The 22,809-nt window shown below is 44.7% G+C and carries 23 protein-coding genes and 1 other RNA gene; 17 read left to right on the forward strand and 7 right to left on the reverse strand.

The window, feature by feature from the left end:
• Positions 1–162: 162 nt before the first annotated feature.
• From D9734_RS13455 to D9734_RS13525, 14 genes are all read left to right on the forward strand, one after another.
• A complete protein-coding gene (locus D9734_RS13455; protein WP_165383285.1) occupies positions 163–1,158 on the forward strand; it encodes a histidine kinase in 996 nt (331 codons plus the stop codon).
• The gene (locus tag D9734_RS13460; protein WP_130208109.1) at positions 1,151–1,942 is read left to right on the forward strand and encodes a LytTR family DNA-binding domain-containing protein; all 792 of its coding nucleotides are present in this window, start codon (positions 1,151–1,153) and stop codon (positions 1,940–1,942) included. The genes D9734_RS13455 and D9734_RS13460 overlap by 8 nt, the downstream gene beginning before the upstream one ends.
• A 452-nt stretch (positions 1,943–2,394) precedes the next feature.
• On the forward strand, positions 2,395–3,174 hold the full coding sequence (locus tag D9734_RS13465; RefSeq protein ID WP_130208111.1) for an SDR family oxidoreductase: 780 nt from the start codon (positions 2,395–2,397) through the stop codon (positions 3,172–3,174).
• Entirely contained in the window at positions 3,174–3,563 is a 390-nt protein-coding gene (locus D9734_RS13470) for an acyl carrier protein (protein ID WP_130208113.1), read from the forward strand. The genes D9734_RS13465 and D9734_RS13470 overlap by 1 nt, the downstream gene beginning before the upstream one ends.
• Entirely contained in the window at positions 3,560–4,627 is a 1,068-nt protein-coding gene (locus tag D9734_RS13475; RefSeq protein ID WP_130208115.1) for a hypothetical protein, read from the forward strand. Before D9734_RS13470 ends, D9734_RS13475 begins: the two co-directional genes overlap by 4 nt.
• A gap of 13 nt (positions 4,628–4,640) precedes the next feature.
• Entirely contained in the window at positions 4,641–5,927 is a 1,287-nt protein-coding gene (locus D9734_RS13480; RefSeq protein WP_130208117.1) for a beta-ketoacyl-[acyl-carrier-protein] synthase family protein, read from the forward strand.
• A gap of 10 nt (positions 5,928–5,937) precedes the next feature.
• On the forward strand, positions 5,938–7,344 hold the full coding sequence (locus D9734_RS13485) for an AMP-binding protein (protein ID WP_130208119.1): 1,407 nt from the start codon (positions 5,938–5,940) through the stop codon (positions 7,342–7,344).
• A 147-nt stretch (positions 7,345–7,491) separates the two neighbouring features.
• Complete coding sequence (locus D9734_RS13490; protein ID WP_130208121.1) at positions 7,492–8,037, forward strand: hypothetical protein; 546 nt, start codon at positions 7,492–7,494, stop codon at positions 8,035–8,037.
• A 57-nt stretch (positions 8,038–8,094) separates the two neighbouring features.
• On the forward strand, positions 8,095–8,757 hold the full coding sequence (locus D9734_RS13495; protein WP_165383286.1) for a class I SAM-dependent methyltransferase: 663 nt from the start codon (positions 8,095–8,097) through the stop codon (positions 8,755–8,757).
• A gap of 171 nt (positions 8,758–8,928) precedes the next feature.
• Positions 8,929–9,969 carry an AMP-binding protein gene (locus tag D9734_RS13500; RefSeq protein WP_165383287.1) on the forward strand — a complete coding sequence of 347 codons (1,041 nt, stop codon included), beginning with the start codon at positions 8,929–8,931 and terminating at the stop codon, positions 9,967–9,969.
• Positions 9,969–10,778: a hypothetical protein gene (locus D9734_RS13505; RefSeq protein ID WP_130208127.1), complete on the forward strand. Its 810-nt coding sequence runs from the start codon at positions 9,969–9,971 to the stop codon at positions 10,776–10,778. Before D9734_RS13500 ends, D9734_RS13505 begins: the two co-directional genes overlap by 1 nt.
• A gap of 3 nt (positions 10,779–10,781) precedes the next feature.
• On the forward strand, positions 10,782–11,855 hold the full coding sequence (locus tag D9734_RS13510; protein WP_130208129.1) for a citrate/2-methylcitrate synthase: 1,074 nt from the start codon (positions 10,782–10,784) through the stop codon (positions 11,853–11,855).
• Entirely contained in the window at positions 11,846–12,646 is an 801-nt protein-coding gene (locus D9734_RS13515) for a beta-hydroxyacyl-ACP dehydratase (protein WP_130208131.1), read from the forward strand. The genes D9734_RS13510 and D9734_RS13515 overlap by 10 nt, the downstream gene beginning before the upstream one ends.
• Positions 12,647–13,189: 543 nt before the next feature.
• Positions 13,190–13,693 (forward strand): DUF6622 family protein, encoded by a 504-nt coding sequence (locus D9734_RS13525; protein ID WP_130208135.1) that lies wholly within the window; start codon positions 13,190–13,192, stop codon positions 13,691–13,693.
• Positions 13,694–14,688: 995 nt separating this feature from the next.
• Here D9734_RS13525 and ssrA read toward each other — a convergent pair.
• Together ssrA and smpB are read right to left on the reverse strand one after the other, a co-directional pair.
• Positions 14,689–15,051: a transfer-messenger RNA gene (gene ssrA / locus D9734_RS13535) on the reverse strand.
• Between the two features lie 214 nt (positions 15,052–15,265).
• Complete coding sequence (gene smpB / locus D9734_RS13540) at positions 15,266–15,748, reverse strand: SsrA-binding protein SmpB (RefSeq protein ID WP_000162574.1); 483 nt, start codon at positions 15,746–15,748, stop codon at positions 15,266–15,268.
• 170 nt (positions 15,749–15,918) lie between these two features.
• On the opposite strand from smpB, the gene ratA reads away from it, so the two are divergent.
• Entirely contained in the window at positions 15,919–16,356 is a 438-nt protein-coding gene (gene ratA / locus D9734_RS13545) for a type II toxin-antitoxin system toxin RatA (protein WP_001339419.1), read from the forward strand.
• Positions 16,346–16,636 carry an RnfH family protein gene (locus D9734_RS13550; RefSeq protein WP_130208139.1) on the forward strand — a complete coding sequence of 97 codons (291 nt, stop codon included), beginning with the start codon at positions 16,346–16,348 and terminating at the stop codon, positions 16,634–16,636. Before ratA ends, D9734_RS13550 begins: the two co-directional genes overlap by 11 nt.
• A gap of 57 nt (positions 16,637–16,693) precedes the next feature.
• Here D9734_RS13550 and bamE read toward each other — a convergent pair whose 3' ends face one another.
• The 3 genes from bamE to nadK form a co-directional block, all read right to left on the reverse strand.
• Complete coding sequence (bamE, locus tag D9734_RS13555) at positions 16,694–17,038, reverse strand: outer membrane protein assembly factor BamE (RefSeq protein WP_064529892.1); 345 nt, start codon at positions 17,036–17,038, stop codon at positions 16,694–16,696.
• A gap of 148 nt (positions 17,039–17,186) precedes the next feature.
• On the reverse strand, positions 17,187–18,848 hold the full coding sequence (gene recN / locus D9734_RS13560; protein WP_130208141.1) for a DNA repair protein RecN: 1,662 nt from the start codon (positions 18,846–18,848) through the stop codon (positions 17,187–17,189).
• An 85-nt stretch (positions 18,849–18,933) separates the two neighbouring features.
• Positions 18,934–19,812, reverse strand: coding sequence for an NAD(+) kinase (nadK, locus tag D9734_RS13565; RefSeq protein ID WP_001059169.1), 879 nt, complete (start codon positions 19,810–19,812; stop codon positions 18,934–18,936).
• 122 nt (positions 19,813–19,934) lie between these two features.
• Here nadK and grpE point away from each other — a divergent pair, with 122 nt between their 5' ends.
• Positions 19,935–20,528 (forward strand): nucleotide exchange factor GrpE, encoded by a 594-nt coding sequence (gene grpE / locus D9734_RS13575; protein WP_001296310.1) that lies wholly within the window; start codon positions 19,935–19,937, stop codon positions 20,526–20,528.
• 54 nt (positions 20,529–20,582) lie between these two features.
• Here grpE and D9734_RS13580 read toward each other — a convergent pair whose 3' ends face one another.
• Both D9734_RS13580 and D9734_RS13585 read right to left on the reverse strand, forming a co-directional pair.
• Positions 20,583–21,869 carry an HlyC/CorC family transporter gene (locus D9734_RS13580; RefSeq protein WP_010723175.1) on the reverse strand — a complete coding sequence of 429 codons (1,287 nt, stop codon included), beginning with the start codon at positions 21,867–21,869 and terminating at the stop codon, positions 20,583–20,585.
• Between the two features lie 20 nt (positions 21,870–21,889).
• Positions 21,890–22,681, reverse strand: coding sequence for an inner membrane protein YpjD (locus D9734_RS13585; protein ID WP_024165303.1), 792 nt, complete (start codon positions 22,679–22,681; stop codon positions 21,890–21,892).
• Positions 22,682–22,809 lie beyond the last annotated feature (128 nt).

Genomic DNA, 22,809 nt, shown 5'->3' on the forward strand with positions numbered 1-22,809 from the left:
CATACAAATTGGAACATAAAAACCACAAGCTGATAACATATGTCATAGTATAGAGCTAAAAGGAAATTCTGGATGCGCAGGCTATTACTAGTAAGCCAAAAATTTCGAACTCATCTATTACAAACAAGTTTGTATTGTATGGGCGTTGCTGGAATACTTATCTTGTTTGAATCGCCAGCAGATTTATCTCATGACTGGGCGTCCTTATTATTCCTAAAAATGATTATTAGTTTTGGTTATGGTTACAGCGCATTGTTCAGCGCATTACTGTTGAGATGGATAAAGCCATCACTGTCTGAAGCAAAAATTAACTGTATATCGTTAACCTGTTGTATCTTGTTAGGTAGCCTGAATGCCTATTTATGGTTCAGTCCCTCTTCTTATGACGAATTCTTCCTGAATCAACGTTCAACGCTGGTTCCCGGTTTCATTCTGGCCATCATTAGCTTTACATTCTTTTCTATACATGAACAAAAATTGAAAGCGCAGAATGCGCTCGAAGTCGCAAAGCGACAACAGTCAGAGCAGAAGAAATCGCTGGCATTAAGTCAACTGAAACAGCTTCAGAGCCAAATCGAACCCCATTTTCTTTTCAATACGATGGCGAATCTTGACGCCTTAATTGATAAGGACCCAGCCCTTGCAAAATTGTTACTGGTTAATCTGACAAGTTTGCTACGCGGCACCCTGAAAAAAAACCGCAACGATTTTGTTAATATTGATGAAGAGCTGGCGCTAATTGATGCTTATTTGTCTATCCAGAAAATAAGGCTGGGTACTCGTCTGGTTTACAAGATAAGGAATGAATTCAATGCCGGTGCTTTTTGTATTCCCCCCATGTTAATTCAGCCATTGGTTGAAAACGCAATCCGGCATGGTATCGAACCACAACACCAGGCCGGAGCTATCGAAGTTTTGGTGAGAAAAGTGGCGGAAGGCGCGTGTATCCAGGTGATTGATAATGGACGCGGCCTTTCTATGGCGACATCATCCTGCGGGCACGGTCTGGCTCTGGATAATATCCGGCAAAGACTGGATGTAATCTATATGGGTAAGGCGCAGTTATGCATCAAAGAAAATGCATCCCAGGGCGTCACTGCTGAAATTTTCATACCGCTAATGGCAACCAATTCAACGCCTGGAATGTTCAATGACTAAAACAATGACCGCAATTATTGCTGATGATGAGCCCTTATTGCGATATCAACTCAATAAAATGCTGGCGGATGTTTGGCCTGAACTGGATATACTCGCAAGCTGTGAAAACGGTAAAGAAGCGTTTGATGCGATCGCTGAGGAGCAGCCAGATATTGCCTTTCTGGATATCCGTATGCCTGAAATGGACGGTATGACCCTGATACGCAGAATCAACCAACTTGATAAATTTCCGTTAGTCGTTTTTGTGACGGCTTATGATGAGTATGCCGTGCGGGCTTTTGAAACCAATGCCATCGACTATTTGTTAAAACCGTTGAATGAAAAGAGGCTGGAACGATGTGTGTTGAAAATGAAGGCGCGCCTGAATGAGAATTCGGCAGAGAATACCATTCCCGATCTCAATGCGTTGATCGAAAAATTTCAGACCTTTCTTCCTGCTGAGCATAAAAGCTATTTGAAATGGGTCCGCGTGCAAAAAGGGGAAAATATTGAGTTAATCCATTGTTCAGATATCCAGTTTTTTAAGGCGGAAGATAAATACATATCGCTGTATAAGAAAGGTAAAACACAGTCAGACATTTTCCTGCTACGTGGTTCACTGCGGGAACTATTGCTTCAGCTTGATCCTGACGAATTCTGGCAGATTCATCGTTCTGTTGTTGTTAATGTTAACGCAATTGAAAAAATAAAACGAAACTGTACTGGTAAAATGCAATTAGTCATTGATGGGCATGTGTTACAGGTCAGCCGGGCAATGCAGAACAAATTTCTCTATAACATCTAAATCAATAATGAACGAATAGAGATCGCGTTCACTGCAAAATGCGTTTAATCAAAATCAATTATAAACCAGAGAAATACTGTATGAGATAAAAATTTCCATTGAAGAAAAGACTATACTAAATAAATATTATGGCATGTATTAGCAAGGTTGCTTGCGTAAAAATACCTGCGAATGACTATTTCTGAAATTACAGAGTGTTTAATATCTAAGTATTATTCTGATATTAAATTCTGTGGCTTTGTTTATTTTTGTTATTTGGTTTTTGGTAAATATCTTAAAGTAAAAGTGATTGCTTTTGTACAATTAGGTGCTATTTTTGAAAGCAATCAGGCATTGATTTTTTATATATCATCTACGAGGCTTAGGTTTGCATTGAGACTGGATGGTTTACTTTTTGTATAATATAAAACTTGTGGTTACGTTACGCTTTGATATAAGCAAGGAGAAGTATCATGAACCCTATTTTTAATGATATTATAAATAATTCTATAGATAATAAAAAACCTCTGGCGCTGGTAGTTGCAGGCACTGCTGAGATAGGGCGGAATGTCATTGACTCATTAATAAATGATGGTTATCTCGTTATTTTCACATGGTTCAGTAATGAAGCAGTGGTCAGTGATATGAAGCATCGATATCAAGGTGCAGTCTTGCCACTTCGCCTGGATTTGACCTCCGAGCAGGATGTAGTGCAATTTTGTACTACCTTAGAAAATATAAAAATTGACGTAGCTATCTACTGCGCTGGTAATAATCCGGCATGTCTGTGCGATGAGTTGGAACCCGAAAAGATTAGTACTACCACTCGCCTTAACTATCTGTCAGCCGTGCTGATTTTTAATACGATAGTCAAAACGATGAAGCAGTATAAAGAAAATGAAACCAAACTCGTGTTTATCAGTTCGGTAGCTGCAAAAAAAATCAGTGTGGGTAACTCACTGTATGGTTCTACGAAAGCAGCAATGGAAAGATATCTCTCCAGCGTCGCACTGGAAATGGCCCGATTCAATATCAGAACGTTATGCTTAAGACCTGGTTATATCAAAACAAAAATGCTCCAGGACTACTGCGCGAAAGAGGGGCGAAGTATTGCTAGTATAGAAAAAACGATTCCAATGAGAAAAATGCTGGCTACCCAAGATGTTGCGAATACCATCAGCTCATTTATTAATGGCACAATTATTACTACAGGCGTTTCATTAACGATCGGAAATGGTGAGGGGATAATCTAATGTATATTTCAATAATTAATCAGATTTTTAAAGATATCATGTACCTTGACGAGTCAGAAGAGCTTGATCCGCATAAGTCGTTATTCTCTGATTACGGAATGACCTCAATTGATTATATCGATTTTGCCTTCGAGTTAAAAAAACACTTTAAACTTAACGTTAGTCCTGAAAGCCTTTGGCCAGTAAACAAATGGGCCACAGTAGAAGAATTCTATTCATTTGATACCAAGGAGTGGACCAGTAAAGGTCTTACTGAAATCAATAACCTGTTGGGGTTAAAAGGCTCTGAATCTGTTGATAAAACAATTCAGTTCAAAGAACTTTACTCCTATTTCACGCTGAGCTATATCAACCGGCAAATATCCGCTGTCAAAGCACAGGTTGCATGATGGAAAAGGTCTATATAAAAAACTATGGTGTGCACCAGCAATTCGCCCAAAATAGTGCTGCGCTGAGACAGTTACTCGTCACAGAGAGTGACGTTAATCCTCGTGACATGGACTACTATCACTTTCCGACACCGTCTGTTGTGGAAAAGAAATTGGTCAACAGAGAGGACTACTCCGTACTGAATCATATGTCAAAAATGGCTATCAATGCGCTGATTGATTTTAAAAGCAAAGATTGTCTGGAAGAGCATGCAAAAGCCTTTCTATATACAGCATGTGATAGCGAGGAGCACAGTTTTAGCTCGCTTTTTGAAATTTGCCGAAAATATAACGATGATGGTTCAGTCTGGAAGCATATCCAGCAGTATAAAGAGATGAATAACCCTCTGGATATGTTGCGATTGCTGCCAACGAATGTGCTGTATCACACCTCAAAGTTTTTATTAGATCATGAGGAAGGTACGCCATTACGTGCCGCATCGTTAAGTGGTCTGGCTGCATTGAAACTGGCCCATGCAGACATTGCTAACTCAGTTGCAAAAGCTGGGGCGATGGTTATTAGCTCAGCAAATATGCTGACTTTTGATAGTCTGGCTGTGTTTAAAAAGTTTGGTGAAATTCGGCAAAATGATAAAGATGTTTCCGGTATTATCCCCAGTTGGGGCGCGGCGGTGATGTCTTTAGACAATAACAGTCGCAATGCGCTGGCTGAATTAACATCTGTGACTATTAGCTATTGCCCTAAAGTCCGATATGAGCAAGAGGACTGGGAAAGCCTGTTGAGCAAACAACGAGCGCAACAGGGAGAACCCGATGTTATTGTTAGTTATAACAATGGTATTCGTGCACAACAAATAGCAGAATATTCGGCACTGGAGAAATTTTTTCCACAGACACCGATTATTAATTATAAAGCTAAAACCGGATATACTGGAAAACTCAATAATATACTGGATATTTTATGCTGCCTTAATGATCCTGCTATTCCTTCAGGGACCCGGGTCATGCTGAATGGTGCCGGTATCAATTATGGTATCGGGAGCATTTTGTTAATTAAACACTGAGGAAAGGATCATAATGAATACACATTTCGATGCAGATACGTTATGCATAAGTGCATATGGTGCCGTCACGCCATTAGGCAGCAATCTGTATGAAATTCATGCCAGCTTTATGGATGAGAAAAGTGGCATACGAGAGATCAAAAAATTTGATCATCAGTATTTTCAGACTCATGAAGCAGGTATTCCTGTCGAAGGTAATGAATCTCTACGCTGGCCTAAAAAAAGCCCCTTTAGAAACGGCGAGCTTTTTTACGCGAGTTTAGCAGCAAAGAGGTTATACGAACGGCTGCATTTGCAGGAATATTATTCAGTAGAAGATATTGGCTGCATTGTGGGAATCGATGAACCAGCAATCGACATTGAACAGTGCATCGGTTTCTCGAAAAAGGTTCCCGTCGACGCGGATAAGCAATGCCTGGTCGATGCAGCGTTGGAACATTTTAAAATTGGTGATTTTCTCGATCTCGATACAACCGCAGTTCTGAAAACGATACATGAAATCATCCCCTTTGCGGGCCTAAGCTTTGCGCATTTAGGTCTTTGTTCTGCGTCAACACAAAGTATCGGCATGGCGATGCGAGCTATCCGCAGCGGCGAAATTAAAGCTGCGATTTGCGGCGGCGTTTCCGCCAAAGTCACGCCACTGAATCTTGCGCGATTAGAAGAAATGGGAGTGATCTCGACCGATCAAAACTACAGCGGCACCCAGCGTTCGCGACCCTTTGATCGGCACCGCAGTGGATTTGTTTTAGCAGAAGGCGCTGCTCTGTTCGTCATTGAAAAATTATCCAGCATACTGGCGCGTCAGGGCGAGCCGCTGGCCTATTTATTGGGTTATGGCGGCGCACTTTGTGCACAGCATATTGTGGTGCCGCATAGGGAAGATCTCGAAATGCAATTGTCGATGGAACGGGCCATCGAACATGCGGGCATTGACCGTAATGCTATCGACTTTGTGAATACGCATGGGACATCAACGTTACAAAATGATCAGCACGAAGCCAGCGCAATCAGGAAGGTTTTTGGTGCGCATAACCCAGCGATTGTGGCGACTAAATCCTGGCACGGGCATCTGATTGCAGCTGCCGGAGCGATGGAAATTATGGGAGTACTAGTTTCCTTCCAGAACGATGTTTTACCCAGAATTTTGAATTGCGATGAACCCGATCCTCAATTACCCAATGGTATTGCGCTTGTGAGGGAGCATCAGCACCGGCCGCTTAAATACGCACTGAAAAACTCATTTGGTATGGGAGGGGGCGCAGGCAGTCTGGTCTTAGGGAATCCAAAATATCTGTAAGGTACGCATCATGCTAACAATGAATTCATTATTAGAAAGAAACTGGCAATTGATTTGTCATGACAGTCATTATTCGTCAGAGGATATCACTACGTTGACAAAAGGCTGTGCAGGTAACGTGGTCAGATATTTTCACGACCGTCTGCCAGGGGAACAAAATAAGCTGTTTGTCTTTGTGATTAGAAATAATTTTGAAGGCATGATCAGCTATTTTGTTGCGTCTGTGCTGAAGTTGAAAGCATGGATCGTCAATGTTCATGATTTGTCCACTATTGATATGCTGGTTGATGCGGATTGTATTGCGGCTTTTGTAATGAGCCACGAAGTCAGGGATATCAGTACTATTAACCATCGGATTAATATCGCATTTGATCGCTGTCTTTCTCCTGCGAACGACAATCTGGATGATTTTACTGTATACCCATGTGCGCATTTCTATTTTTGTACCTCCGGAACAACCAGTACACCCAAGTTGATCCAATATCATGAAAATATGCTGATTGAAAACGCCTGCGCGGTGAGTCAGTATCTCAAGCTCAGCAATGAAGAACGCTCATTGTGTTATTTCCCCGTGCAGTATATGTATGGTCTTTCGACCATGCTGTGTGCCTTTCTATCGGAAAGCAAGCTGGTGTTCGAAAAATTTCAAATAAGCAATATTGGTGAACTTGTTTCGCACTATAGTATTACCAACTTGCCTTTAATTGGTGACTGGATGTTGCCAGTGAGCGACATTTTTACCAAAAGTCGAATTCACGTGAATAATATCCTGAATGCATCCGACCGTCTGCTTACTGTACAGGCGTCAAGTATCCTCTCATCATGCACTACGCTATGGAATAACTTCGGCCAGACCGAATCCGGGCCTCGCTTATTTCATAACAGGATCCGTTCGCTACGCGATATTGAAAGAACCAGCAAATATGGCGTTGTTGCACCGGGTAAAGTCATGACGAGCGACATAAAAATTGATTTACGCCCCGTTGATCCAGATGCTTCTGACTCAGTGTGCCGTATGTTTTATAAAACACCGTTCGCGTGTGATGGTTATGTTGATAGTTCCCTACAATTAAAGCCACGTGATGAATGGTTTGATTCCGGCGATCTGTTTGTTAAAGATGGATCTGAATGTTATTACTGGATAGCCAGAGCCGTTAATGAGTTCAAACACAATGGTAAGTTTATTCCCGTTCAACTGGTTTCAAATGATATTGTTAAGTATGCTGGATGTTTAAGGCATTACTTTTCAAAAGCGCAGAACGGTGATATTTATCTCAACCTTGATATGTCGGCAAACAGTACGCAGATCAAAATTATTACTAAAATATTGACGGATAAATGGTATCAGTATTCATTCAAGGTAAATATCAGAGAAATTGCCACGACTAAAACAGGGAAAATAAAATGTGCCGTTTAGAATAAGAGCCATGGCATGAACAGAGTGTATGTTAATCGTCAAGCAAACAATTATCTATGCATTGTGAGTCATTCTTTTTATACCTCTTTTTTAAATATCGACAGGTTTCATCGTTATTTACCTGTATCAACGAAACGGACATCGAGAATGATATTGCACCGTGAAATGGCGAAGGTGCTTTTTGTCGATATCTTTAAAATATTTTTTCCGGGCGTAAATATGGCACACAGTTCAGTAAGCCATGGACGGAGTGAAAGCATTATGATGATTAATAACGATCCACGGATTTTGTCTATCGGGGTTGATATTGAATTTATCGAGAAGGAAAAAGCACCGAGGCCATTTATGCTTGATTACTGCGAAAAATTCACTGGGCTTCCGGCAGAACAGGTTCAGGACAGTCGCGTATGCACCATGATATTTAGTTGCATGGAGAGTTTGTATAAAGCATTATGCGCCATCTCAGCATGTACTTTTGATATCAATGATTATTTGTTAGTTGAGCTTAACAGGGCGCGATGTGTTTTTCGTTATGTCGGGAATAAAACTACGTTTAAGGGAAGGGAATTTATTTGTAACTGCTATTACCTTTGTCAATCTGTCATAACCGTTGTTTTGCTAGATGCATGTTTGAAATCAATTGCTTTAGACGATCTATTATATGAAAACGTAAATGCCTATATTTCTGGTTAATTTCTGATTGCCCAACGAAAATAACCATAAATTAAATTCATTGAGAGGAAAATGTGTATGAATGATTTACTGGTAGATATCAGCCCTGAACACTATGAAACGTATGCCACTGAAGGTACGTTACCGTGGAATACGTATTTGATGGAAAGAATACTGGAAGAAGCATCCAGTATTCCTTCTGCAAAGAAAAAAATTCTCGATATTGGCATGGGAACTGGCCACATGCTTTTTAATCTGTACAACTCTCAAAAACTAACGGACTATTCCTTTTATGGGGTTGATATTGATCCCCGTATGGTTCAGTTTTGCGTTAAAAAATGTGCCGAGTTGACATGTCAGCATGTATTCAACATTGGTGAGGCCAGCGTCAGCAATTTACCGTTTCCCGATAATTCCTTTTCAATGATCTATGCCCGTTCCGTAATTCATCACTGGGCTGAACCTGAAAAAGGATTACAGGAGTTGTGCCGTGTTCTGGATAATGGCGGTCGCATTATTATCCATGAACCTCTGGCTGATGCAGAAGAAACAGCTCTGGGTGTTTTTAATCAATCGCGCAGTGAATGTGGTGTGATGGATATGTCCACGGAAGAAAAATTTACATTAGCGGGTATCAGCGATCTCTTACATTGCTGCGATCTTGACGGGATAAGCTGGACAGTGACGCGCGGAGAAGGTCTTGCTGCTCTGGGCTGTGAAATTTTCATTAAAAAGGTCTAATTCATCATGGATTATTGCTGTGCTGAGATGTATGCAAAAATACAACCACGGATAATGGCAATAACCGGATGCCAGGCATTCGATTATATTGCATTCCGTGATTCAGTCAGGATATGTACACACGTTTATTCGACCACTGGCGACAGTAGTTTTTTGACTCAACGGGATCCTGTGACTGAACAGCCGATGCTGCTTGGCGCCACAAGCGGTACGACTGGGGCCATGAAAATGGTCAGCGTCTGTTTAAAATCCAGTAAGGATACGGTTAGCTCGTCAGAGCACAACTTAATTTATAACCTGCGCGCGCGGCAGGTTTTTTCCCCGGGGGACGTCGTTGGCAACCTGTTTACGATTAACCTGTTTTCATCCTTACACTACTCAGCGTGTGAAATTCTCAAACATTGCCACGCACATGTAGTGCCGGTTGGCGATATTGCATTGTTGCTGAAGAGTCATTTCGATTTTCTGGCTGAAATTCGGCTCTCGGCGCTGTTTGGCGTGCCTGCGACCATTGTTCAGTTCGTGGAAACCATGAGCAGCCTTGGGGTTTCGCTGGAAATTAAAAAAGTGGTCTTTACTGGTGAACCGATGCTGGTCGCGCATGAAAATTATCTGCGCGAGGTACTGGGCGACGAGCTGCGGATAATCGGTTTGTACGGCTTGTCGGAGTGCGGTTTCATCGGTATGTCTGTCGAGGGTCAACATAGTCAGTATCTGCTCTTCAGTGATGATTTCTTCTTTGAATATGAAGATAAGAAAGGACTACTGGTGACATCGCTGGATCCGAATGCCTCGCGCAAACTTATCAGATATCCCGTAGGCGATATGGGCAAACTATCCGTTGAAAATAATGACATCTATTTTCAGGATATTAAACGTAATGCCATTGATTTTAATTTCATGGGGAATCTGATCAGCCATGAAAAAATATTCAAAATGATTAAGCGACGATTACCTGACGCGATTGTTCAAATTGTATTGCATTTATCAGCAGATAGGCAAGAGATTATGGATATTAACATCTGCTGCGAAGTACCTCATGACCTTGATTTGTCCGAAATGGAGGCCGAAATTTGTCATTTCCCGGATATATATGAAGCCTATATGAAAAATCGCGGACGTATTAATCTCGCCGTCGTTGAGTATAACGATTTGCTTTTCTCATCCAGAGGTAAATGCCTGCTGGTTTGTGACGCAAGGGAGGCTTGTTAATGCAACTTGATAATCTGCTTGATGAAATTGTGTCGGTGAATTCGCATGAGATAGATGAGCATTCGCTCTTTTCTATGGACTTTTATGACAGGCTACAGCATATCAGCACGCAGTTTTCTGCTGCGCGCCGGGAGAATGTCGCTGCTTTTAATACCTTCATTGATACCCACAAAGATCTTCTTGCGGAACTCGATCATAAAGCACTCGATTATGAAATGAAGTATGAAGGGAAGATGTCATTGATGATGTCCAGACGATTAGCTATCCCGCAATCTGAACTTGAGGGAATCAGTAATAACAGAAATAAGTTCATCGATTTTTACCGCAAACTCTATAATGCTGAAAAGGACCTTATCCGGATTAATGCGGGAAATGTTTGTCATGTCGGTTGTGGGCCGATGCCCACCAGCGTGTTGATGTGGGCAAAATATACAGCATTTCAAATAACTGCACTGGATATTATTCCAGATGTAGTAACGCAGGCACAGAATGTTTTCGATTGCTGGCGTATTCCGAAACGTGTAAATGCTGAACGTGTCCGCTTTTTATGCCAGCCGGGAGATATGTTTGATTATAAAGATATGGATGTGATCATTTTGTCTTCGTCCATTATGAATAAGAAAAACATCTACACTGCCATTAAAAGAACGATCACGAAAACCGTTGATGTGATAGAGCGTGAGCCTAACTTTCTTTATGAGCCGGGTTATCTGAATACCGATGAAATGCGTGAGCAGCTTATCGCTAAAATCTCGCTTAATAATGTCAACATCAGGCTTTACCGCCTGCCGCCGGAACAACAGGAGTAAATCATGTCAGATGATGTTATTGATAATTATGATTTAGATAGTAATGTATTGTTTATTCGTGGATGTAATTTGATCGAGATTGCCGACGAAAACCGTTATTTGCAAAACGCATGGTTTGCACTGACAGGCAAGCTCTTTAATGAAGAACAGATAGATCGATTTATTCAGAACGCCAACTGCGAACTGAAAAAAGTGGATCTTGCAGCTAAAATTCAGGCGATGCATCAGTTGATCAACACTTTGCCATCTCTGAGCGTAATGCAGCGATTTATGATGTTAATGTCGCAAGTTGAGGTGTCGTCAGCTCAGTGTAAGGTGATGGCTCCCATAAGCGACGGCGACTGTATGAAAATCATCTTGCTGATGCCGTGGATTATTTCGCTGGCGCGTTCCTTCCAACCATTTTCCGATTTGCCGACGATCGAAAATTGCAAAACCTTTGAGCGCGTTTTTTGGTTATCGTTAACCGGAAAGGAAGCGTCTTCCGACCGGGATAACGATGCGCTATGCCGCTTCATGTCTCTGCTGCTGGGCGGCTTTGGTACTGTGACACCCACAACCACCACGGTAAGGTTTATTGCTAGTACCAAGAGTGACGTCATTTCTGCATTAATAGGTGGGTTTTGCGCCACTGGACCCGCACATATGGGAGCCTGCAAGTATGCTATCATGCGGCTTTCCTCCGTACTCAATGAGGTTGAAGCAGGGAATAATGAGGTCGCGGTAACACACTATTGCAAGGACAAACCTTGGCCGGGGTTTGGTCATCCGATCATGCGGCATGATGTCCGGGTCGATTTCTTTTTTTCACGCTTTCAGGAGTCGATGCGACCCTTCAGTTTGCTTGCCCAATCCATTTCGGACAACTCCGGGCTGCAACCCAATGTCGATTTTCTAATTGCAAGCGTCATGAGCAAACATCGGGTTGCTCCTGAGTTGGGACTGCTGGCTTTTTTCGTCTGTCGGATGCCAATACTTCTCGCGCACTATCAATCGCGGTTTAGCTCTCACTCCTTTGGGTTGTCATCCGAGGATTTAAGAGAAAAATATAAAAAGGCCCCCCTATCATGGCTATAAGTTATCGCCCCGGGCCAAATTTCTTGGGCATATTCCAGGGGCTCGCCTTAACGGAACCGATGCGTGCATGCGGGCAAATCGATATTTCCCACTGGGATTTAGCTCATAACTATCTGAAACCTGGTTTGTTACTCGAAGCCTTACATCAGTTTTCAGTTCGATTTGCCACCGAGGTGGCTAAAAGCACGGATCCCACGTATCGTTATCTGCCTGTTATGGTTGAACAGTTTCTCTCTGCCGCTTATTTTGATAGCGATCAGTTACGCGTGGAAGGACATATTGAGCTTATTAATGACGCTTACCGCATTCACTGTACGGCCAGCCCACGCGACAATAGCAGCGTAGTTATTGCACAAGCAATCATCATTGTCAGTAAGGTCTGCTTACCTGACTCGACGTCTGAGAAAGCCGTTCTCTCCTTAATTAGCGATTTATGTCAGGTTTCTCCTTTAACCGGAGGCTTCTGCACTTTTTCCTTTAATGTGCATCACCCGCTTTTTGAGGAACATTTCCCCTCCCGCGCCGTATGTCCTGGTTCGCTATTGATTGATATGGTTCTCACTTTGGTCGCACAGGGTACGGCGGAAAATATTGCGTCTGTTGAGCTGGAAAAAGTGAAGTTCATTGAAGCTATTTATCCGGGAAATACTTATCACCTGACCATTAAGCAGGATATAGATTGTGAACCTGAAGGTGTCTTTTATATTCATACGAAACTTAAAAAACGATGCGCCTGCGGTAAGTTTTCTATCAAATATAAAAATGGTGATGCACTATGTTCAACATTATAATTTCCTTCATTCCGTGGAGTATTTATTCTTGGGTCGTCAATGAAAACGTTTTAACTCTCGTCGAACGATCTCTCATCTTAACTGTTATTTTATTGTTCATTATTGTTGTAAATATTAAAATTGTCCTACAAAGAGAACCAGTTATGATAACAAATATTCTGACGGTTATCATTCTGTTTTTTAATTATTTTGCAAGATGGTCTACGCTTTTGCTAAACTACCCTACAAGTTTTTGCTATCTGTCACTCACTCTCGTTTCATTGATTAGTCTATTGGTAAAGAAACCCTTTACCATTTTTTATTCCAGTACCGGTATTTCTGAGGAAAAACGAAATCATATCATGTTTTATCTTATCAATAAATATATTACATGGATTTGGGTAATCATATTTTTTGCCAATGGGCTGCTAAATGCGTTTTTTGCATGGACTCCCGAGCTTCGGTTAGTCACCATTGGTCTGGTCTGTGTTGGTATCCTTTTTTCTAAATTTCTTCCTAACATCATGCGATACTTTTATCGCGTCAAACACCATGGTGAATAATATGTCATTATTGAACATTTTGACCGGAACTCCTTTATGGGTCTGGATTCTGCTTATTTTTCTCATTGTGAGAGGGATAAACGCATTGAATGACCGGGAAATGGAAGTTAAACGTCTTTTCTTGTTGCCGCTAATCTTTCTTTTTTGGGGGGGGAGCGGTGTGATTAACGAGCTGGCATTCCCGCGTTGGGGGGGGATCTCAATGTTGGCAGGGCTGATCATCGGCGGTAGCGTTGGCTGGCTGCTCTGGCGTACTACTCCGCGTTTAAAAATCAAAGAGGGAACGAATTTAATTATCCGGCCTGGTACACCGTTGACGCTGATATTTATTATTATTGCTTTTGCGACAAAATTCACGTTGATTTTTTTTCTCAATGTTGAACCGGATTTGAAAAACGTACTTAATTTTAATCTTGTTTTTGGTTTGTTAACTGGGATCATTGATGGTGTGTTTTTTGGGGGGACATTAAATTTATATATGACATTTCGAAAAATTGTATATTAACTCCCACATCGTTAGATGTAAGTGCCCTCCTCAATAAGAACCTATCCCAATAGTTCTTATTTCTGATAACGATGCTGATGCAAATACAGCATCGCCTCATCGTTTCGGACCTTTTTCTCTCAGCGCGTGAATACGCAACGGTACAGGATTATTATTATGGAAACAAAAATTCATATTAAAATTAACTGAGTCAGTACGCGCCAGATCGTTTGGGGCAGTTTATCTGCCAGAGAAACAGTTGCTTACAGAAAACCACGAGGGGATTCAAGTTTTTGCAACCATCGACCCGGATTGCCATCATGTTTTTTTGCGCATCGCATTACTGCCGGGCACTATAAATAATGAACGTTCTCAGACTCCGGTTGCCATTTTTCGTCACAGAAGATAGCGGCTGCTTTCCGCCCGAGCTGTGCTGCCGGGGAACCAGCCATACCATACCGATAATTATCGCCCACTTGAGAATTGAGTGGCATAAACTTCACTGATAAGCGCTGCAGTAATCAGAGCTCCTACACCACGGAGCGTTAATAAATGACAGTAAATGGTCTATTGTGACTACTATAGTGCTGTAATTTCACTATCCAGGCTGGCGACACGTTCATTCAACGCCAGTGTATCTGTCTGCAATGAAGAGAACAGACGACGAAGAGTGAAGGTCAGACTGTTTGAGGCATCGTCAATCAGCTCTGGCAGCTATTACTGGAGACGCAGGAGCCCGACAGGAATGGTTAACCCATTTCAATGTAATGTTCGGGGGGCAAGCATTTGAGGTTGAATATGTGACCTCACCTTTCTGCGATTCTTCCCGGGCTAAACAGAGAATACAGCCAGACATTTGTTCTATTAGCGATGGTTTTCGCTCTATTGAAAAAGGAGAGAGAAGACTGTGAGTGTAAAGCAGAAACAGCAATACGGGAGCGTTAAATCCGTCGCCATTTTGCTGCCACTACCCAAGTAAAAAGGGGCTGCGTTTTCACGTAACCCCTTGATTTATTTGGTGGAGCTGGCGGGAGTTGAACCCGCGTCCGAAATTCCTACATCCTCGGTACTACATGCTTAGTCAGTCTTTACATTCGCTTGCCAGCTGCGGACGGACACGCCACTAACAAACTAGCCTGATTAAGTTTTAACGCTTCAACCCCAGGCAGGGCTTCCACGCGATCTCTTTTGGGTTTGACCTCTCTTGATCCCCGTCCTAAGAGCGGAGGCTAGGGAGAGAGGGCTCTAAGCAGGTTATTAAGCTGCTAAAGCGTAGTTTTCGTCGTTTGCGACTATTTTTTGCGGCTTTTTACGAGGCCAACCGCCCCTCGGCATGCACCTTGGGTTTCGCAAATCCCGTCGAATCCAGAATCAGCCCCAATGTGTAACGTTAAGTATACCAGATTTTTGAGCGCCATGACTAGCCCCAAAGGCGTTATCATCCTGGAATTAGCGCCTGCATAGTATGATTTTTCTTCGATTAAGCAATGGGATGGCTGCATCTGTGTCAGATTTGACAGTCGACAAGATGTTCATTCGCGCCACCGAATAGGGAGGCGCGGTGAAGATTTGATTAGTATCGCTTAGATAGGTTTAACGGTGCGCGTTTTTCATGATACGTGCTTTATCAACCTGCCATTCGCGTTCTTTGATATCAGAACGTTTATCGTGTTGTTTCTTACCTTTCGCGACGCCGATTTTTACTTTGCACCAGGCATTTTTCCAGTACAGGGAGAGCGCCACTACGGTATAACCTTCACGGTTCACTCGGCCATAGAGAGAGTCAAGTTCGCGCTGGTTGAGAAGCAGTTTGCGGGTGCGAGTAGGGTCGCACACCACGTGCGTGGAAGCCACTGCCATCGGCGTGATGTTTGCTCCAAACAGGAACGCTTCTCCGTCGCGCAGAAGGACATAGCTGTCGCTAATATTGGCTTTTCCTGCGCGCAGGGATTTAACTTCCCAGCCCTGCAGGGCAAGTCCCGCTTCGAACTCTTCTTCAATAAAGTATTCGTGACGGGCGCGCTTGTTAAGCGCGATGGTCGCTGAACCAGGTTTATGTGCTTTTTTCTTCGTCATAAGCGTCGTGAATCATCGGTAATCTGAAATCGAAAATACCCCATATCAATCCTGCGGGGGACAAGGCTCTATCTTAGCATGAACCGGATGTTACCCAGCGCCGGGATAGCGTTTTTTTTACTGCAGGATAAATGATATTATTTGTTGGATTTTTGTTGATGGAAATTGTTATGCCTCAGATTAGCCGGACCGCACTGGTACCCTACAGCGCGGAGCAAATGTATCAGTTAGTGAATGACGTTCAGTCTTATCCTCAGTTTTTACCAGGGTGTACTGGAAGCCGGATTCTGGAGTCCACTCCTGGGCAGATGACCGCTGCGGTAGATGTGTCTAAGGCTGGGATCAGCAAAACGTTTACAACCCGCAACCAGTTGACCAGTAACCAAAGTATCCTCATGAGTCTGGTTGATGGACCGTTTAAGAAATTGATCGGCGGCTGGAAGTTTACGCCGTTGAGCCAGGACGCGTGCCGTATTGAGTTTCATCTCGACTTTGAGTTTACCAATAAGTTGATTGAACTCGCCTTTGGTCGCGTGTTTAAAGAGCTGGCAGCTAATATGGTGCAGGCTTTTACTGTTCGTGCAAAAGAGGTCTACAGTGCCAGGTAAAATTGCCGTTGAGGTGGCTTACGCATTACCCGAGAAACAATACCTGCAACGGGTAAGATTGCAGGAGGGCGCGACGGTTGAAGAGGCGATTCGTGCAAGTGGTTTGCTGGAACTGCGAACTGATATCGATTTAACTAAAAATAAAGTCGGTATTTACAGTCGTCCGACGAAACTGAGCGATACCGTGCACGACGGTGATCGGGTGGAGATTTATCGCCCGCTGATTGCCGATCCGAAAGAGCTTCGCAGGCAACGAGCAGAAAAATCGGCGAATAAATAACAGCCAGAAAAAAGGTGCTCACTGAGCACCTTTTTTAATCGCTATAAACGGCAAATTTTATTCGTTGCCAGTCAGCGCAGGTTTGTTATCAATATTGGTCAACACACCGCTGCTGTTAAAGGTCAGCGTCAGCGTTTGCTGCGTTACACCTTCATGACCTGGTTGCTGACGGAACACATAGAACCAGGTATTCGTACCAAATGGATCGGACATCAGCGGTGTACCCAATGCGTACGCAACTTGTTGTTGCGTCATGCCAACACGTATTTTGGATACGTCGTTAGCGGTCAGATAGTTCCCCTGGTTGATGTCAGGACGGTAAACCACTCGCTCCAGAGTGGAACAGCCTGCGGTCAACATCAATAGTACTGCTGCTGCAGCAGTCAGCGTTTTACAGCGCATAGTGATTTGATTCCTTTTCGGGCCCGAGCAGTACGTGGCTCATCTGTAATATGCCGATGATAATAGACCTTTCATCACTTTAAAACCTTTTGCTTTCCGGTCTTACGGCGTTTTGCTGTTTACTCTGACCGTGAAGCAGGAAAAAAGTTTACGCCGCAAGCAGTTCTTTCGCATTCGCCAGTGTGTTACGTGTGACTTCACTGCCACCAAGCAGGCGCGCCAGCTCCTGTAACCGCGCTTTTTTGTCCAGCGACTCCATATGAGTTTCGGTCATCGCGCCATCGGTTTCTTTGCTGACAAAATAGTGTTGATGACCGCATCCTGCGACTTGCGGCAAATGGGTAACGCACATCACTTGGGTTGATTCGCCAAGCTGACGTAGCAGTTTGCCGACGACTGCCGCTGTCGGGCCGCTAATCCCTACATCCACTTCATCAAAAATCAGTGCCGGGGTTTCCATTTTACGCGCGGTAATGACCTGGATTGCCAATGCGATGCGGGACAATTCACCACCGGATGCGACTTTTGCAATAGGCTGCATTGGCTGACCTGGGTTGGTGGTTACCCGAAACTCAATACGATCGGCACCGTCAATGCCCAGGTGATGCTCATCAAATTTAACATCAATCGTAAACTGCCCATGCGGCATAGAGAGTGCATGCATACTATCGGTGATCAGCTGTGCCAACTCATTTGCATAATGCTGGCGTTGCTGGTGTAACGCGCGTGCCGTTTCCAGTGCTTGCTGATGATGTTTCGTTACCGCCAGCGCGAGCGTTTCTTGTGAGTCGGCCTGATCGTCCAGTTGCTGCTGTTCTTCCAGTAGCGACTGGTAATACTGTGGCAATGCCTCAGGGCTGACGTGATGTTTACGTGCCAGTGAAATCTGTTTTGAGATGCGCTGTTCAAGTTCAAACAGTCGGTTGGGGTCGAGATCCAGACGATCGCAGTAGTGGCGCAGTTCGTCGCTGGCTTCAGCAATCTGGATGGAAGCTTCTTCCAGCATATCAAGTACGCCGGACAGTTTGCTGTCCATGCCAATCAATTCGCTCACCAGCTGTTTAGCCGTGTAAAGCTGACTTTGCAGGTTTGCGTCTTCACCGTCGGCCATTAATGCCAATGCATTTTGGCTGGTAGTCAGTAATTGACCGCTGTTCGCCAGACGTTTGTACTCTTCGTCAATTTGCTCAAACTCTCCGGGCTGCGGATTAAATTCGTTAAGTTCTTTTAATTGGTATTGCAGCAGTTCCGCACGGGCGGCGCGTTCCTGACTTAGTTGTTGATGGTGCGCGAGGTCGCGGCAGCTTTGATGCCACAACTGATAACGTACGGTCATTTCCTGGAGCAGAGAGGTTTCATTGGCATAGCCATCAAGCAGGAATTTTTGGTGCTCGGATTTGGTGAGTAATTGATGAGCGTGCTGACCATGGATCTGAATCAGCAACTGACCCAGTTCGCGCAGTTGTGACAGAGGAACAGCTGTACCGTTGATGAAACCACGGGAGCGACCATCGCTACTGATTACGCGACGAAGCAGGCATTCACGGCCATCTTCCAGTTGGTTTTCTTCCAGCCAGCGCAGAGCCGCTGGCGTATCTTTCAGTGAAAAACGGGCGCACAGGTCAGCGCGAGCAGCGCCGGTACGCACCATGTCGGCTTCAGCGCGACCACCGAGACAAAGGCCGAGGGCATCTATCGCAATAGATTTACCCGCGCCGGTTTCACCGGTTATTACGGTCATGCCGCTGTGAAAATCAATCTCAAGCTCACGAACGATAGCAAAGTTGCTGATGGTCAGTTGTGCCAACATAGTCGTTTTCCTGTATGAAAAACCATTACTGTTATTGCGTACAGTATAGACTGGTTTTATATACAGTAAAGAGGCTGGCGTAAAATTAGAATAATTTTTTTGACCAGCCGAGCTTGGTGCTTAATGTATTGAAATAGCTGTAATCTTTCGGATGAATCAGATTCAGATGATAATCACAGCGACGAATCAGGACATCTTCACCTTCCTGAATCGGCAGTGCTATCTGACTGTCGCAGCTGATTTCCAGGTCGTTACGGCGATGCGAAAAACGCAGACGGATAGTGCTGCTGCTGTTTATCACCAGCGGCCGCGCTGACAACGTATGCGGGAACATTGGCACCAGGGTTATTGCATCCAGAGAAGGCGTCAGTATTGGTCCCCCTGCCGAGAGGGAATAGGCAGTGGAGCCTGTAGGTGTCGAAATAATCAAACCATCAGAACGCTGAGAAAACGCAAAGATCTCGTCGATATATACTTCGAACTCAATCATATGCGCAACTTTGCCTGGGTGAAGTACCACTTCGTTAATCGCTGTGCTGATGCGTTTCTGGCAATCTTGCTGGCAGACTTGTGCTTCCAGCAAAAAACGTTTCTCGCTGATGTAGTGGCCTTCCAGCACATCGGCTAATTGTTGCTGGGCGTTATCGGGGTCAAGGTCAGTCAGGAAACCCAGGTTGCCACGGTTGATTCCAATAACTTTAATATCGTAACGGGCGAGTGTGCGCGCCGCGCCCAGCATATTACCGTCGCCTCCAACAACTACCGCGAGATCAGCCAGTTGCCCAATCTCCGCGAGCGTGCCAGTTTTCACATTCTTCAGTTGCAGTTCGTGAGCGATTTGTTGCTCAACGATGACCTCGTAACCTTTTGTGCACAGCCAGCGGTAGAGCATTTCATGTGTTGTCAGTGCAGTAGGGTGCCGTGGGTGTCCCACAATGCCAATACACTTGAAATGATTATTCATTTTTCCGAGGTCCTTGTTGCGAAGATTGATGACAATGTGAGTGCTTCCCTTGAAACCCTGAAACTGATCCCCATAATAAGCGAAGTTAGCGAGATGAATGCGAAAAAAACGCGGAGAAATTCATGAGTAGTAAAGAACAGAAAACGCCTGAGGGGCAAGCCCCGGAAGAAATTATCATGGATCAGCACGAAGAGATTGAGGCAGTTGAGCCAGAAGCTTCTGCTGAGCAGGTGGATCCGCGCGATGAAAAAATTGCGAATCTCGAAGCTCAGCTGGCTGAAGCTCAGACCCGTGAACGTGACGGTATTTTGCGCGTAAAAGCCGAAATGGAAAACCTGCGTCGTCGTACTGAACTGGATATCGAAAAAGCCCACAAATTCGCGCTGGAGAAATTCATCAACGAATTACTGCCGGTGATTGATAGCCTGGATCGTGCGCTGGAAGTGGCTGATAAAGCTAACCCGGATATGTCCGCGATGGTTGAAGGCATTGAGCTGACGCTGAAGTCGATGCTGGATGTTGTGCGTAAGTTTGGCGTTGAAGTGATCGCCGAAACTAACGTGCCGCTGGACCCGAATGTGCATCAGGCCATCGCAATGGTGGAATCTGATGACGTTGCGCCAGGTAACGTACTGGGCATTATGCAGAAGGGTTATACGCTGAATGGTCGTACGATTCGCGCAGCGATGGTTACTGTAGCGAAAGCAAAAGCTTAATTTTTGTTTTCGTAATAAATCACGGCCCAGCATGCGAATGCCGGGCCGTTTTCGTTACTCCGCCACACTCTCGCGCAGCGGTTTTACAGGAAAAACTTTTACCTGCTTAATCATATTGTCCTGAACGTCGAGAATATCGATATCGTACTCGCCAATACGTACGCGGGTGCCAGCGACAGGGATCTCTTCCAGCGCTTCAAGAATGACGCCATTAACGGTTCGAGCATCATCTTCCGGTAGATGCCAGTTAAAGGCTTTGTTAATTTCTCGCACGTTGGCGGTGCCATCGATAATCACCGAACCGTCGTTTTGCGGAGTGACTTCTTCGGCAAGTGTTGGCGACATGGATGTGGTGAAATCACCGACTATCTCTTCCAGAATATCTTCAACCGTCACCAGCCCCTGAATGTCTCCATACTCGTTGACGACCAGGCCGACTTTCTTTTTGTTGCGCTGAAACTTGACCAGCTGCGTGCTGAGTGGCGTGCCTTCCGGGACAAAATAGATCTCGTCCGCGGCGCGTAGCATGGTTTCTTTGGTGAACTCTTTTTTCTCCGACATCAACCGCCAGGCTTCACGCACACGCAGCATACTGATGGCGTCGTCCAGCGAATCACGGTAGAGCACGATGCGCCCGTGAGGTGAGTGGGAGAGTTGGCGCAGAATCGATTTCCAGTCATCATTGATATCAATACCGATAATTTCACTGCGCGGCACCATGATGTCATCGACAGTCATTTTTTCCAGATCGAGTACCGAAAGCAGCATATCCTGATTGCGACGGGAAATTTGTGAGCGCGATTCGTGCACGATGGTGCGCAACTCTTCTTTGCTCAAAGAGCCGCTAACCACGATATCGGTTTTGATGCCCATCATGCGCATTAACATGCGGGTAATAGCGTTCAGCAACCAGACCAGCGGCATCATCAAAATTTGCAGCGGTGCTAACAGAAAACTACTCGGATAAGCGACTTTTTCCGGGTACAGCGCGGCAATGGTTTTCGGCAATACCTCAGCAAAAACCAGTACGACAAAAGTCAGCACACCAGTCGCAATTGCCACGCCCGCATCGCCGTACAAACGCATCCCAACAATAGTGCCGAGCGCGGAGGCAAGAATATTGACCAGGTTATTGCCGATTAACACCAGGCTTATCAGGCGGTCTGGCTTACGCAGCAATTTTTCGACGCGTTTGGCCGAGCGATTGCCCTGTTTTGCCATATGCCGCAGACGATAGCGGTTGAGTGTCATCATTCCGGTTTCGGACCCGGAAAAATAGGCTGAAATGACCACCATGATGATCAGAATAATGATCAACGTAGTAGTAGAAATGTGTTCCAGGGGAAACTCCTTTTCTGGGTTTAGCTGATTAACTGCTGAACAATTCGGCTGCCGAAGTAGGCCAGTGTCAGAATGACTGCACCCGCGACGTTAAACCAGACGACGCGGCGTCCACGCCATCCTTCATGATAATGTCCCCACAGCAGCACAATATAGACAAACCACGCCACGATAGAGAGCACAGCCTTGTCGATATTTTCCATGCTAAATAAGTTGTGCATGTAGAACAGGCCAGTGCAAAGAGTAAGCGTTAACAGCACCACGCCAATCTGCGTAATATGGAACATTTTACGCTCGATACTCATCAATGGCGGCATTTCCTGACTGAATGCCAACTTTTTGTTCTTCAGTTGGTAATCAATCCATGCCAGTTGCAACGCGTACAGGGCGGCAATTATCAGCGTGGCGTAGGAAAAGAGCGATAAGCCAATGTGCACCAGCATCCCGGGCGTGGCTTCCAGATGGGTGATGTATTCATTGGGCATGAAGGTCGCCAGCGCCAGGTTGATAAGCGCAAAGGCATAGACAATGGGTAGCAGCAACCAGCCACGATTGCGAGAAGCCACAATGGTCATTACCGTACAGATCATCAAACTGACCAATGAACCAACATTCAGCAGGCTGAGGTTTTGTCCGCTATCACCGTCGGGCAGGATGCGGGCTTCCAGAGCGATTGCGTGGCAGACCAGCGCGATGACCGCAGAAATAATAGCCATGCGCCGCCAGCCGCCGTTTTTTTGCAGCAGACCGGGAACAATCAGCGCAAGACTGACGGAGTAGGCGACAAGCGCGAGCAGAGCAAAAACGGGCATAGTAATGTCGACAGTTTGAGCAATAAGAAAGAGAAGCAGTATAGCGTCAGGTGAACGCTGCTCCAACCGTTGCATAACAACAAAGACGCCTTCATGTTATACTGCGGCAAAATACTGATGATGTGTCG

It is taken from the genome of Escherichia sp. E14S1, assembly GCF_004211995.1.
GTDB lineage: Bacteria > Pseudomonadota > Gammaproteobacteria > Enterobacterales > Enterobacteriaceae > Escherichia.